Genomic DNA, 13918 nt, shown 5'->3' with positions numbered 1-13918 from the left:
GGACCCAGCCAGTCTTGCCGGAGCCCTCGTCATGAGCCTTTCCGTCGCCCTCAACACGGCCCGCTCGTCATTGCTGACGACCTCGACGCAGATCGCCGTGTCGGGAGCCAATACCAGCGGGGCGCTCGATCCGAGCTACTCGCGCAAGATCGCGATGTCCGTCACGGCCGGCGACGGCAGCGTGCGCATCGTCTCCATCGGCCGAGCGGCCGACACTTCGCTCTACTACCGCATGCTCGATGCCACGTCGCGCACGGCCGCGAGCCAGGCGCGGCTCGAGGGGCTCGATAAGCTGCATCAGACGGTGGGCGACACGGAAGATGCGCGCTCGCCGGCGGCGCGCCTCGGCAAGCTGCTCGACGCGCTCAACCAATATGCCAACGCGCCGCAGGACAAGGTGCTGGCTGGCCAGATGCTGAGCCAGGCGAGTGCGCTCGTCACGACGCTCAACGAGGCCGCCAAGACCGTTACGACGACTCGCCAGGAGGCGGACGCCGAGATCGCCAAGTCGGTCACGCGCGTCAACGATCTGCTGGCGCAGTTCGAGGAGCTTAACCGCGCCGTCGTGAAAGGCACGGCGACGGGTGCCGACACAACTGACCTGCTCGACAAGCGCGATGCCGTGCTCGCCCAGATCTCGGAGGAGATCGGGGTTAACGTGGTCACCCGCGAGAACAACGACATGGTGCTCTATACGGACGGCGGCGTGACGCTGTTCGAGACGAGCGCCCGCAAAGTCGAGTTCACGCCGACGCTGGTCTATGGCGCGACGACTGTGGGCAACCAGGTCGTCATCGATGGCGTGCCCGTCACCGGCAACACCACGATGCCGCTACGCTCGGGCCGCATCGTCGGCCTGATGGAAGTGCGCGACGTGACGACGGTCGCCTACCAGAACCAGCTCGACGAGATTGCTCGCGCCGTCATCGAGATCTTCGACACCGGCACGGCAGCGGGCGGCCTCTTCACGCAGGTCGGCCTGCCCGCGGGCGGCGGACTGCGCCCGGGCCTTGCCGCCGACATTCGCATCAACGCGGCCTACGATCCCGACCAGGGCGGCTCGCTTGACGAATTGCGCGACGGCGACACCAACCCGACCGGCGATGCCAGCTATTCGGCCAGGCTTTTCGATCTTGTCGACCGGTTCAACGCGATCCGCGGTTTCGATCCTGCCGCGGGCATCCAGACAAGCGGCTCACTGGCCGATTTCTCAGCCTCCTCCGTCGGCTGGCTTGAGGCCCGGCGCTCGGGCGCAAAGACCGATGCCGCTTATCAGGAGACGGTGCTGGCCCGTGCCTCCGATGCACTGTCGACCGCAACCGGGGTCAATCTCGACGACGAACTCGCGCTGCAGCTCCAGCTCGAGCGCTCCTATTCGGCAGCCTCGCGCCTCATCGCGGTGATCGACGAGATGCTGCGCTCGCTCCTCGAGGCGGTGAGGTAAGCGCCATGAAGACGACGTTCATCTCCACGTATTCGCTGCTCAACTCGCCGCGCTCTTCGCTGGTGCGCATGCAGGCGGATGCGGCGCGCTACAACCAGGAGATCGCCACTGGCCGGCATGCGGACGTAGGTCTCACGCTCGGCGGCCGGACGAGCCAGGCCGTGTCGCTGCGGGCCGAATACGACAACCTGACGGCGATGATCGACGCCAACAGCCGCACCAAGACACGGCTCGACGTTACGGTCGAGGCGCTCGGCAACATCCGCGAGATGGCGGACGAGTTCCAGGCCGAGCTCCTATCGGTGCCGCATGCGCAGCGCGGCAGCGAGGTGATCCGCAATGCGGCCCGCGACAAGCTTGCGGCGCTGATCGGGAGTCTGAATTCCGCCGTCGACGGCCAGTTTCTTTTCGGCGGCACCAACAGCGGTGTCACTCCGATCAACGACTATGCCGCGGGCTCCGCCAGCAAGGTCGCAGTCGATGCGGCTTTCTTCGCCGAATTCGGCTTCGCGCAGGATGACCCGGCTGTCGCCAACATCTCGGCGGCCGCCATGGCGACTTTCCTCGACAACGCCTTCTCTGATCGCTTCTTCGTCGATGCGAACTGGCAGGCGGACTGGTCCAACGCCGCCGACAGCGTCCAGCGCAGTCGCATCTCGCAAAGCGAGACGCTCACCTCCTCCGTGTCGGCCAACGAGGCGGCCTTGCGCCAGCTGGCCGCCGCCTACACGATGGTCTTCGATCTCGGCAGTGACAAGCTCAACACGGATGCGCTGCAGGTGGTGATCGACAAGGCAACGGAACTGATGGGCGGTGCCATCGCCCAGATCATCGACATCGAGGCGCAGATGGGCGTGGCCCAGAACCGGATCGAGACGGCCAATACCAACATGGAGGCGCAGAAAAAGATCCTCGCCACCCGTGTCGGGAAGCTGGAGGATGTCGATCCTGCCGAGGCGAAGGTGCGGCTCGACGCTCTCCTGACGCAGATCGAGATGTCCTATTCCCTGACGGTTCGCCTGCAGAGCCTCAGCCTGCTCAGATATCTGTAAACCTGCTAGTGAGGCGGACGGATGTATCGGCATTCCTATGCGGAAATCCTCGATGACGCGGCTTCGGAGGGGCGGGCGCGCGAGCGCATGGCCTTCGATCACGCCATCGAGCTCATGCAGGCGGCCGAGGCGAAAGGCGTCGATTCGCGCGAGGCCGTGGAGGCGATCTTCTTCCTCAACCGCTTGTGGAGCCTGCTGATCGAGGACCTGGCGAGCGACGAGAACGGCTTGCCTAAAGAACTGCGCGCGAGCCTCATCTCGATCGGCCTTTGGGTTTTGCGCGAAGCGCAGCGCCTCAGGCAGGAGATGGCCGGCAGCTTCGCCGCTCTCATCGAAGTCAACTCCGCCATTCGGAACGGTCTTGCATGAAGCGTTCGATGCAACTGTCGCTGCGCGCCGGCGAGCGCCTCTACATCAACGGCGCGGTGCTGCGGGTTGATCGCAAGGTTTCGATCGAGCTGCTCAACGACGCGACCTTCCTCATGGAAAACCATGTCCTGCAGATCGAGGACGCGACGACGCCGCTGAAGCGCCTCTACTTCGTCCTGCAGACGATGTTGATGGACCCGGCGACGGCGCAGGAGACGTTGAAGCTGTTCCGTCAGCTCTTCGATCTCGTCCCCTGCAGCTACAGTCAGACGCCCGAAGCCTCCTTCCTCGCGACGCTCGAGAAGGTGCGAAGCCTTGCCGAGGAGGGCCGGCCCTTCGAGGCCATGCGCGTCCTGCGCGGTCTCTATGCCGACGAACTGCCGCTTCTCGACGAGCACGAGCGGGAGGCCGAGGAGCCGCGCTTGCGCAAGCGGGCTGGCTAGGCCCTCGGCCAGATACCGGGAGAAAACCCATGACCGTATCCTCCGTATACAACGTGACGAACACGACGCAGACCAGTCAGTCGGCGGGTACGTCGAAGACGTCGGTAGACTACGACACCTTCCTGAAGCTCCTCGTCGCCCAGCTGAAGAACCAGGATCCGACGGAGCCGATGGATTCGACCCAGTACATGGCGCAGCTCGCCACCTTCTCGCAGGTGGAGCAGAGCGTGATGATGAACAAGAAGCTCGATTCCCTGCTCGTCGCCAGCTCTCTGCAGCAGATCGACGGGATCATCGGACGTACGCTGACGACGGCCGACGAGAGCATCTCCGGCAAGGTCAAGTCGGTCTGGATCTACGACGAGGGCGCCGTCGCGGAGCTCGAGGACGGCACGCGCGTTCTGCTGGGCCCTGGCGTCAATATCAGTTGAAGCCATGAACGAGGCTGATGCACTCGATATCGTCCAGGCGGCCATCTGGACGATCATCATCGGGGCGGGGCCGGCCGTCGCCGCGGCGATGCTGGTCGGCATCGGCATTGCGCTCCTGCAGGCACTCACACAGGTGCAGGAGATGACGCTGACCTTCATTCCGAAGATCCTCGCCATCTTCGTGGTCATTGCGCTCACCGGCTCGTTCACCGGGGCGCAGATCTTCGCCTTCACCGAACAGGTCTACGGCCGCATCACCACCGGCTTCTGAGGCGGCGGGCCGGCGCGGCGAACGAGGGAACAGGCGATGTCGGACGTGACGGCGGGGCAGGCGACGGCTGGCGGGCGCAGGGGGCTCGATGTCGGTTTCGCCATCGGCATCATCGCCATCCTCACCATTCTCTTCCTGCCGGTTCCCACGATCCTCATCGACATGGGCCTTGCCCTGTCGATCGCCTTTTCCGTGCTCATCCTCATGGTGGCCTTGTGGATCCACAAGCCGCTCGAATTCTCCGCCTTTCCACAGGTGCTGCTCATCGCCACGATGCTGCGCCTGGCGCTGTCCATCGCCACCACCCGCCTCATCCTTGCCCATGGCGACCAGGGCGTGACGGCTGCCGGCCACATCATCAACGGCTTCTCGCAGTTCGTGATGAGCGGCGACTTCGTCATCGGCATCGTCGTCTTCCTCATCCTCATCACCGTCAATTTCCTCGTCATCACCAAGGGTGCGACGCGCATCGCGGAGGTGGGCGCCCGCTTCACCCTCGATGCCATCCCCGGCAAGCAGATGGCGATCGACGCCGACCTGTCGGCGGGCACCATCGACGAGAAGGAGGCGCAGCGCCGCCGGCGCGAGCTCGAGGAGGAGAGCGCCTTCTTCGGCTCCATGGACGGTGCCTCGAAGTTCGTGCGCGGCGAGGCGGTGGCCGGCCTGATCATCACCGCCGTCAACATCTTTGGCGGGATCATCATCGGCGTCACGCGGCACAACATGTCGCTGGCTCAGGCCGCCGACGTCTTCACCAAGCTCTCGGTCGGGGACGGCCTTGTCTCGCAGATTCCGGCCCTCATCGTCTCGCTGGCGGCCGGGCTCCTCGTCTCCAAGGGCGGCACGCGCGGCTCGGCAGAGCAGGCGGTGCTCGGCCAGCTCGGCACCTATCCCAAGGCGCTGTTCGTGGCAGCCGGCCTCATGTTCACGATGGCCCTCGTGCCGGGCCTGCCGTTCCTGCCGTTCGTCGCGCTCGGCGGCCTCATGGCCTTCGTGGGCTACGCCATCCCCCGCCGCATTGCCGAGCGGGAGGCCCAGGCCGCCGCCAAGGTGAAGGAGAAGGAGGAGCAGGCGAAGCGCGAAGCCCAGGATTCGGTCAAGGAATCGCTCAAGACGGCCGAGATCGAGCTGTGCCTCGGCAAGCAGCTGTCGATGAAGCTGCTCAACGCCCACGGCGAGCTTGCACACCGGGTCGGCAAGATGCGGCGCAAGTTCGCGCAGCAGTACGGCTTCGTCGTGCCCGACATCAAGTTGACCGACACGCTGTCGCTGCCCGGCAAGACCTATCAGGTCAAGATCCACGGCACGGTCGTCGCGACCCAGGAAATGCGCATCGGCGAGATGCTCGTCGTCACTGGCGACGGCCCGCAGCCGGACGTGCCGGGGGAAATGACGCGCGAGCCGGCCTTCGGCATCAAGGCCATGTGGGTGGCGGAGACCTATTCGAACGAAGTGCGCCGACAGGGCTTCACCACCGTCGACAATGTCTCGGTGCTCCTGACACACCTTAGCGAGATCATCCGCAACAACCTCTCGCAGCTCCTGTCCTATAAGGACATGCGCGGGCTGCTCGATCGCCTCGATCCGGAGTACAAGCGCCTGATCGACGATATCTGCCCGGCGCAGATTTCCTATTCCGGCCTGCAGGCGGTGCTGAAGCTGCTGCTGGCCGAAGGCGTCTCCATCCGCAACCTGCACCTCATCCTGGAGGCCGTCGCCGAGATCGTGCCGCATGCGCGCCGATCCGAGCAGGTGGCCGAGCACGTGCGCATGCGCATCGCGCCGCAGATCTGCGGTGATCTCGCGGAGAACGGCGTGCTCAGCGTGCTGCGCCTCGGCAACCGCTGGGACCTTGCCTTTCACCAGAGTCTCAAGCGCGACGCCCGCGGCGACGTCGTCGAGTTCGACATCGACCCGCGCCTCGTCGAGCAGTTCGGCAACGAGGCCTCGCAGGTCATCCGGCGGCACCTCAACGAGGGCGCCACCTTTGTCCTCGTCACGGCGCCCGATGCCCGGCCTTACGTGCGCATGATCGTCGAGCGGCTGTTCCCGACCCTGCCGGTGCTGTCGCACGTCGAGATCGCGCGGGGCATCGAGATCAAGTCGCTCGGAACCATCTCGTGAGCGCTCAGCTTTCGCAGTCGCTCCTTGCCGTCTTCCTGATCTTCTGCCGCATTGGCGGCTGCCTCATGGTGGCGCCCGGCTTTTCGAGCGCACGCGTGCCGACGCGCGTGCGCCTGTTCATCGCGCTCACCGTCTCGCTCGCGCTGACGCCGCTGCTGCTGGGGCCGGTCGGCGCGCGGGTGGGGGATGCGGCACCGGCCGACATGCTGCGCCTGATCGCTTTCGAGACCTTCACCGGCTTCGTCATCGGCTTCATGGCGCGCCTGTTCTTCATGGCGCTCGAGACGCTGGCCGTCGCCATCGCCATGGCCATCGGCATCGGCGGCATGCTCGGCACGCCGGTCGATGACGGCGAGAGCCTGCCGTCGCTCGCGACGCTGATCACCCTGACGGCGGTCGCGCTCGTCTTCTTCGCCGATCTGCACTGGGAGCTGCTGCGCGGCCTCGTCGCGTCCTACCAGCGGCTGCCGCCGGGCGAGACCTTCGGCACGCGCCTGGCGCTGACGGAGGTCGTCGACAAGCTGACGGACGCCTTTCTCATCGCCCTGCGCATCAGCAGCCCCTTCATCATCTATTCGCTTGTCATCAACTTCGCCATCGGCGTCGCCAACAAGCTGACGCCGCAGTTGCCGATCTACTTCATCATGATGCCGCTCGTGATCGGGCTCGGCCTGTTGATCTTCTACCTTCTCTTCCGCGAATACATGACCCTCTTCATGCTCGGCTTCGCCGAGTGGCTCCGGAACGGATAACCCATGGACGCCCGCCGCAGACTGGACAAGATGCGCCGCCTCATGGACGTGCAGGAGCGGCTTTGCCGCATGGCCGAGGCTAAGCTCGTCGAAATCGAGCGCCAGCAGGCCGAGCTCTCCCGCGCGCAGACGGACATCCTGGCGAGCCTCAACGAAGGCGAGCCGCTGCACGGCCTGTTCGTGGAAACGATGGCCCGTCATCTCCACCGGCTCGCGGGCCACGCCGGGGAGCTGGAGGCGGCGCGGCAGACGCAGGCGCAGCAGGTACTGCAGGAGGCGATGAAGCTCAAGCGCGTTGAGCGGCACGCGGCCAAGGTGGCGCGCTCCTCCCGTGAGGAGGAGGACAAGCGCAGCCTCGCCGAGATCCTCGACGCCCTGCAGGCACGCGCGACGCAAGCCTGACATAAGCCAGCGCGGGCAAATTACCCCACGGCGCACAGACTCTATCCGCTCTGCGCCGTGAAAAGGGTAAGCCATGGCCATTCAGCCGCCGTCGGATATCGTGCTCGAGGTGACGCGCGCCGTCGAGCCGTCACGCTATCAGGCCGCGCTCCAGCGCCTCAAGAGCATGCCGGCGAGCGCCGCCGGCGTCGATTTCGCCGATACCTTCGACGCCGTCCGCCCGCCGGTGCTTGGCTCGACGCACGACGTGGAAGGAGCACTCACGGCGATGCGCAGTCGCGCCGCCTCGGTGCGCAGGAGCGACGGCGACCCTTATCGGAAATTCGAGGCGTTCGTTCTCCAGAATTTCATCGAGGCCATGCTGCCGGAGAACGGCGAGGTCGTCTTCGGCACCGGGACGGCCGGCAAGATCTGGAAGTCGATGCTTGCGGAGAAGATGGGCGAGCAGGTGGCGGTATCGGGCGGCATCGGCATAGCCGAAATGCTGCGTACGGCCACCGAGCGGTCGCAGCAGGCCAAGCAGCAGTTTGCACACAACGACGGAAAGGGTGTCGCCAGTCCCCTTCCAACTGCCGGAAAAGGTGAGGAGAACAGAGCATGACGTTCGATGATGGCAAGGGGTCCGATGCCGGAAGCACGGTCGGCGACGTCGGCGAACGCCGCGACGAGGCCGGTATCCTTCCGCCTGGCGGTCCGCGGATTTCCGCTACGGGCACGGCGCTGTTGCGGGCTATGGACCGGCTTGAGTTCGTCGTTGACGTCGAGACTCGCGCACTCGAGACGCACCACGATATCGACCTCGACGAGACCAACCGTCGCAAGAGCCAGATCCTGCTCGAACTGAGCCGACTCATGAAGGTGGTCGACCAGGAGCCGATGGAGCGGCAGGTCATCGACCGCATGAGCGGAGTGCGCCAGAAGCTCGCTCGCAACCACGCGGTGCTCGAGCTCAACCTGCGCGCCATGAACGAGGTCGCCGAGATCGTTGCCGCCTCGATCCGCGCCGAGGATTCCGACGGCACCTACAATCCGGCCGGCCACCTCAAGGGTTCCGCTCGATGATGCGTCTGCTGCTGACCGGGTTCTGGGTGGCCGCCATCGCCTTGATGTCCAGCTACGCCACCGCCTATTGGGTCGCGGGCGGCAACCCGCTCGGCGCGCAGCAGACCTATCTCGAGGGCCTCGAATACAAGAAACTGGCGCCGATGACAGTGCCCGTCATCCTCGATGGCGAACTCCAGGGCTACATCGTCACACAGCTCATATTCACGGCGGACGCGGGCACATTGCGCGAGATGTCCGTCCCGCCAGACCCCTTCCTGATCGACGAAGCCTTCCGCCGCATCTATGCGGAAGACCGCATCGATTTCCGGAATCTCTCGCGTCAGAACCTGGCCGAACTGCTGCAAGTGATCAAGGATCGGACCAACGAAAGGATCGGTAGTCCGATCGTTCGTGACCTTCTCATAGAAGAAATCAACTACATCAAGAAAGACGAAATGAGGTCCTAAAACGGGATTTCTCATCAGTGATGCAATGAGTACGTTCCTTCCGGCGGGAAAGCGGGGCACATGAAGATCTCCGGCAAGATATACGCAATTGTCGCAATCATGGGTGGTGTGACGATCATGGTCGCGGCGATGGCGGTCCATGCGCTCCGGCAATACGACGAGCAAAGCACCCTGCTCAACCAGACGGCGCAGCGCGCCTATTACGCCGAGCACCTGAACCGCCTCATCACGGCCGTCGTCATGGATTCGCGCGGCGTCTACATGTCGGAGACGAGCGATTCGGCGGTCCAGTTTGCCGAAGGCATCCGCAGACATCTCGAGGAGATGGACAAGACGCTGGCGAACTGGCGCCCGCTCGTTCCCCCGGACCGGCTCGGCAGTTTCGATGAGATGGCGGCGCGCGCCGCGGAGTTCCGCACGTTCCGCCTCGAGACGGCGCGGCTCGGTGTCGACGTCTCGCCGTCGGCGGCGAGCGAGCAGGGCAACAACGAGACAAACCGCCGCAATCGCAAGGAATTCCAGGCATTGCTCGACCAGCAGGTCGTTGCCATCCTCGGTCAGCTCGATCAGATCCGCGGCGGCATGCGCGACTTCCAGTCGCGCATGATGGGCCTCGTCATTGGCACCGCAGCGATTGGCCTCCTGCTCGGTGCGGGCCTCGCCGCCTGGCTCGGTACATTTCTCCTCAGCCGACCGCTGCGCCGGGTCACGGGCGCGCTGCAGCAGATGGCCGGTGGCGACTACGATGTCGCCATCGAGACGCGCCGTTCGCGCGACGAGGTGGGGGCGATCTGGAGTGCCACGGAACATTTCCGCGCGGCGCTTCTCGAGGGCGAGCGGCTGAAGGCCGAGCAGGCGGAGGCCGATGCGCGTGCTGAGGAGCGCAAGCGCGCGATGCTGAACGGTCTTGCTGATGCCTTCGAGGCGCAGGTCATGGGCGTCGTACGGTCGGTCTCGGCGGCGGCGGCTCAGCTCGAGCAGAATGCGGCGGCGATGAACGCTGCGGCCGAGGAGACGAACCACAAGTCGCTCGCGGTCTCCTCGGCGTCGGACCAGGCGACCAACAACGTGCACACGGTTGCTTCGGCCGCCGAGCAGCTCTCCGCATCCATTCGCGAGATCGGCCACCAGGTCACGAATGCCGCTGCCATCGCCAGCGAGGGTGCGCAGCAGGCGGGCTCGACCGTATCGGTGGTGCGCGGCCTCGACGATAGTGCCCAGCGCATCGGCGAGGTCATCCGCCTCATCAACGACGTCGCGGCGCAGACGAACCTCCTTGCGCTCAACGCCACCATTGAGGCGGCTCGCGCGGGGGAGGCGGGGCGGGGTTTCGCGGTCGTCGCCATGGAGGTGAAGAACCTCGCGGCCCAGACGGCCAAGGCGACCGAGGAGATCTCGGCCCAGATCGGCGCGGTCCAGGGCGCGACCGGCGACGTCGTGCGGGCCATCGAGGGCATCTCCGAGACGATCGCGCGCATCGACGAGATTTCGGCAACGATCGCGTCCTCCGTCGAGGAACAGGGCGCGGCGACGGGTGAGATTGCCCGCAACGTCCAGCAGGCGGCGCATGGCACGCAGGAGGTCTCGGCGCATATCTCGGGTGTGACGCGTGCTGCGGCCGACACCGGGCGTGTTTCGTCGGAGATTGTCAGTGCAGCAAGCGAACTGACGGATCAGGCGGGGCGGTTGCGCGAGGAAGTGGAACGCTTCATCGCACGGGTACGGGCGGCCTGATCGGTATGGGTTGAGAGGCCGGAGCGATCGGGGCTCCGGTCGGGACGGAATGGAAAGGAGCGGATGCGCGGGCCGACCATGGCCGGCATTGCTCCGGCGCCGGGGCGGGCGGGCCGCACGGCGGGCTTTGGGGAGTTGGGCGCATGGACGATCTGCTTCGGGAGTTTCTGACCGAGACGAACGAGAACATCGATGTCGTTGATGTCGAGCTCGTGAAGTTCGAGCGGGACCCCAACAACGCTCAGGTTCTCGACAACATCTTTCGCCTCGTCCATACCATCAAAGGGACGTGCGGCTTCCTTGGCCTGCCACGTCTCGGCGCGCTGGCCCATGCCGCGGAAACGCTCATGGGCAAGTTCCGCGAGGGCGCGCCGGTGACGACGGAAGCGGTCGGGCTCATCCTGCGCACCATCGACCGCGTGAAGGAGCTGCTCGTCGAGCTTGAAAACAACGTCGGTCAGGAGCCGGCCGGCACCGACGACGACCTCATCGCCCCGCTCGAGGCACTGGCCTTCGGGCCGCCGGCTCCGCCGGAGCCTGCGCCAGCTCCCCAGCGCAAGGTCTCCGTCGGCACGCTGAGCGACCAGGTGCTGGAGCGCGAGCTGCTGCCTGGAGAGGATACGCTCGACGAGATCGAGCGCGCCTTCCGCGAGGCGGAGGCTGAAGTGCCGCGGCCAAAGCCCGTCACGAAGCCCGCAGCCCAGCCTGCCGCCAAGGCTCCGCCCGAGGCCGAGACGAAGGTCGAGGCGAAGCCCGCTCCCAAGGCCGAGGCCAAGGCGCCCGTCGCCGAGGGCGACGAGCAGGGCGGCTCCGGCAAGGGCTCGGTCTCCTCGCAGTCGCTGCGGGTCAATGTCGACACGCTCGAAAAGCTGATGACAATGGTCTCGGAGTTGGTGCTGACGCGCAACCAGCTCATGGAGATCGCCCGCCGCCAGGGCGACACCGAGTTCAAGGTGCCGCTGCAGCGCCTGTCCAACGTCACGGCCGAGCTGCAGGAAGGCGTCATGAAGACGCGCATGCAGCCCATCGGCAACGCCTGGCAGAAGCTGCCGCGCATCGTGCGCGACCTCGCCCAGGAACTCGGCAAGCAGATCGACCTCGAGATGGTCGGCGCCGAGACCGAGCTCGACCGGCAGATCCTCGACCTGATCAAGGATCCGCTGACGCACATGGTGCGCAATTCGGCGGACCACGGCCTCGAGACGTCGGAAGGCCGCCGCGCCGCCGGCAAGCCGGAGCGGGGCAAGATCCGCCTCTCCGCCTATCACGAGGGCGGACACATCATCATCGAGATCGCGGACGACGGGCGCGGGCTCGACGTGGCGCGCATCCGCGCCAAGGCGCTGGAGAACGGCCTCGCCACCGAGGCCGAGCTCGAGAAGATGAACGAGGCCCAGATCCACAAGTTCATCTTCCACGCCGGCTTCTCGACTGCCGCCAAGATCACGAGCGTGTCGGGCCGCGGCGTAGGCATGGACGTGGTGCGCAACAACATCGAGATCATCGGCGGCACCATCGACGTGCGCTCCGTGCTCGGCCGCGGCACCACCTTCGTGATCAAGATCCCGCTGACCCTCGCCATCGTCTCGGCGCTCATCGTCGAGGCCGCTGGGGACCGCTTCGCCATTCCGCAGTTGGCGGTGATGGAGCTGGTGCGGGTGCACCACAAGTCGGGCCACCGCATCGAGCGCATCAAGAACACACCGGTGCTCCGGCTGCGCAACAAGCTGCTGCCGGTCGTCCCGCTCGCCGAACTGCTCGGCACCGCCGAACCGGAGGGCGGTGCCCCCGGCGTGGAACAGGGCGAGCAGGGCTTCATTGTCGTCATGCAGGTCGGCAACCAGACCTTCGGCATCGTGGTGGACGCGGTCTTCCACACCGAGGAGATCGTGGTGAAGCCCATGTCGACGCTGCTCAGGCACCTGTCGATGTTCTCGGGCAACACGATCCTCGGTGACGGCAGCGTCATCATGATCATCGATCCGAACGGCATCGCGCAGGCGGTGGCGCATTCGGCGACGCTCGGCTCGGGCGAGGCGGCCGGCATCGACGCCGAGCGCGCCTCTGGCAAGGGCAATGCGGTGGCGCTGCTGCTCTTCCGTGCCGGTGGGGCCGAGCCGAAGGCGGTGCCGCTGTCGCTCGTGACGCGCCTCGAGGAGTTGCCGGTCGAGAAGATCGAGCGCGCGACGGGGCGGCAGGTCGTGCAGTACCGCGGCTCGCTCATGCCGCTCGTGCCCGTCAACGAGCGCATCGAGCAGCGCGAGGGCGGCACGCAACCGGTGCTCGTGTTCTCGGATTCCGGCCGCTCCGTCGGCCTCATGGTCGACGAGATCATCGATATCGTCGAAGAACAGTTCGAGGTCACGCTCGCCTCGGATGTGCCCGGCATCCTCGGCTCGGGCGTGGTGCGCGGCCAGACGACCGAGATCATCGACATCGCCCATTACCTGCCGATGGGGTTCAAGGACTGGTTCCATCGCCGCGGCGCGATGCAGGGCGCGCCGGAGCGGCGCAGCCTGCTGCTCGTCGACGACAGCGCCTTCTTCCGCAACATGCTCGGGCCGGCCCTCAAGGCCGCCGGCTATGACGTGACGCTGAGCGACTCGGCGATCGCCGCCCTGCAGCTCTTCGAGCGTGGCGCCATGTTCGACGTTGTCGTCACCGACATCGAGATGCCGCACATGGACGGCTTCGAGTTCGCGGGCCGTCTGCGCCGCGATCCGCGAATGGAGGGTCTGCCGATCATCGCGCTGTCCGGTCTGTGCACGCCGGAGGCAATCGAGCGCGGCCGCTCCGTGGGCTTCTCCGATTACATCGCCAAGTTCGACAAGCCTGGCCTCCTCGAGGCGCTCAAGGAGTTCGCCGGGATCCAGCAGGAGGTGGCCGCATGACCAAGCCGACCGAGGCGGCGGGCAAGCCCGCCGACACCATCCAGTATGTGACCGTGCGTATCGCCGGGCAGCTCTTCGGCCTGCCCATCCTGTCCGTGCACGACGTGTTCATGCCCGAGCGCACGACGCGCGTGCCGCGAGCGCCGCGGGCCGTGGAGGGTGTGCTGAACCTGCGCGGGCGCATCGTGACGACGATCAACATGCGCCGGCTGCTCGACTTTCCCGATGCGACCGACACCCTGCAGCCGATGGCCGTCGGTATCGACTACAAGGGCGAGTCCTACGGGCTCATCATCGACACGGTCGGCGAGGTGCTGGCGCTCGACAGCTCCACGCGCGAGCCCAACCCCATGAATCTCGATCCGCGCTGGGCGCAGGTGGCCGACGGCATCCACCGGCTGGAGAGCGAACTGATGGTCATTCTCGACGTCGAGCGCGTCCTGTCCCTGCGGCAGGGGGCGATGGCGGCCTGAGCCGCATTGGTCGAAGCCGAT

At 66.0% G+C, this 13918-nt stretch carries 15 protein-coding genes; all 15 read left to right on the top strand.

Going from position 1 to position 13918, the window contains the following annotated elements; all coding sequences use genetic code 11:
- The first annotated feature begins 31 nt into the window (after positions 1-31).
- The 15 genes from flgK to ASC46_RS03325 all read left to right on the top strand — a co-directional run bounded on the left by flgK (position 32) and on the right by ASC46_RS03325 (position 13897).
- Positions 32-1444 (top strand): flagellar hook-associated protein FlgK, encoded by a 1413-nt coding sequence (gene flgK / locus ASC46_RS03395; protein ID WP_055457838.1) that lies wholly within the window; start codon positions 32-34, stop codon positions 1442-1444.
- A gap of 5 nt (positions 1445-1449) precedes the next feature.
- On the top strand, positions 1450-2496 hold the full coding sequence (locus tag ASC46_RS03390) for a flagellar hook-associated family protein (protein WP_055457837.1): 1047 nt from the start codon (positions 1450-1452) through the stop codon (positions 2494-2496).
- A gap of 21 nt (positions 2497-2517) precedes the next feature.
- Positions 2518-2865, top strand: coding sequence for a flagellar biosynthesis regulator FlaF (gene flaF, locus ASC46_RS03385; protein ID WP_055457836.1), 348 nt, complete (start codon positions 2518-2520; stop codon positions 2863-2865).
- A complete protein-coding gene (gene flbT, locus ASC46_RS03380) occupies positions 2862-3308 on the top strand; it encodes a flagellar biosynthesis repressor FlbT (protein ID WP_071924194.1) in 447 nt (148 codons plus the stop codon). Before flaF ends, flbT begins: the two co-directional genes overlap by 4 nt.
- A gap of 29 nt (positions 3309-3337) precedes the next feature.
- On the top strand, positions 3338-3739 hold the full coding sequence (gene flgD, locus ASC46_RS03375) for a flagellar hook assembly protein FlgD (protein WP_055457835.1): 402 nt from the start codon (positions 3338-3340) through the stop codon (positions 3737-3739).
- A gap of 4 nt (positions 3740-3743) precedes the next feature.
- Positions 3744-4010: a flagellar biosynthesis protein FliQ gene (gene fliQ, locus ASC46_RS03370; protein WP_055457834.1), complete on the top strand. Its 267-nt coding sequence runs from the start codon at positions 3744-3746 to the stop codon at positions 4008-4010.
- Between the two features lie 36 nt (positions 4011-4046).
- Complete coding sequence (gene flhA / locus ASC46_RS03365) at positions 4047-6134, top strand: flagellar biosynthesis protein FlhA (protein ID WP_055457833.1); 2088 nt, start codon at positions 4047-4049, stop codon at positions 6132-6134.
- On the top strand, positions 6131-6886 hold the full coding sequence (fliR, locus tag ASC46_RS03360) for a flagellar biosynthesis protein FliR (protein WP_055457832.1): 756 nt from the start codon (positions 6131-6133) through the stop codon (positions 6884-6886). Before flhA ends, fliR begins: the two co-directional genes overlap by 4 nt.
- Positions 6887-6889: 3 nt before the next feature.
- On the top strand, positions 6890-7288 hold the full coding sequence (locus tag ASC46_RS03355; RefSeq protein ID WP_019402911.1) for a hypothetical protein: 399 nt from the start codon (positions 6890-6892) through the stop codon (positions 7286-7288).
- Positions 7289-7361: 73 nt separating this feature from the next.
- A complete protein-coding gene (locus ASC46_RS03350) occupies positions 7362-7889 on the top strand; it encodes a rod-binding protein (protein WP_055457831.1) in 528 nt (175 codons plus the stop codon).
- A complete protein-coding gene (locus tag ASC46_RS03345; protein ID WP_245280447.1) occupies positions 7886-8350 on the top strand; it encodes a hypothetical protein in 465 nt (154 codons plus the stop codon). The genes ASC46_RS03350 and ASC46_RS03345 overlap by 4 nt, the downstream gene beginning before the upstream one ends.
- Positions 8347-8799 carry a hypothetical protein gene (locus ASC46_RS03340; protein WP_071924192.1) on the top strand — a complete coding sequence of 151 codons (453 nt, stop codon included), beginning with the start codon at positions 8347-8349 and terminating at the stop codon, positions 8797-8799. The genes ASC46_RS03345 and ASC46_RS03340 overlap by 4 nt, the downstream gene beginning before the upstream one ends.
- A gap of 60 nt (positions 8800-8859) precedes the next feature.
- Positions 8860-10533: a methyl-accepting chemotaxis protein gene (locus ASC46_RS03335; RefSeq protein WP_055457830.1), complete on the top strand. Its 1674-nt coding sequence runs from the start codon at positions 8860-8862 to the stop codon at positions 10531-10533.
- Between the two features lie 143 nt (positions 10534-10676).
- Positions 10677-13424: a hybrid sensor histidine kinase/response regulator gene (locus ASC46_RS03330; RefSeq protein WP_055457829.1), complete on the top strand. Its 2748-nt coding sequence runs from the start codon at positions 10677-10679 to the stop codon at positions 13422-13424.
- Positions 13421-13897 (top strand): chemotaxis protein CheW, encoded by a 477-nt coding sequence (locus ASC46_RS03325; protein ID WP_055457828.1) that lies wholly within the window; start codon positions 13421-13423, stop codon positions 13895-13897. Before ASC46_RS03330 ends, ASC46_RS03325 begins: the two co-directional genes overlap by 4 nt.
- The last annotated feature ends 21 nt before the right edge of the window (positions 13898-13918 follow it).

The sequence above is a fragment of the Chelatococcus sambhunathii genome (assembly GCF_001418005.1).
In the GTDB taxonomy this organism is placed as follows: Bacteria; Pseudomonadota; Alphaproteobacteria; order Rhizobiales; family Beijerinckiaceae; genus Chelatococcus_A; species Chelatococcus_A sambhunathii.
The sequence above is the reverse complement of the archived record's forward strand: the minus strand, read 5'-3'. Positions and strand labels throughout refer to the sequence as shown.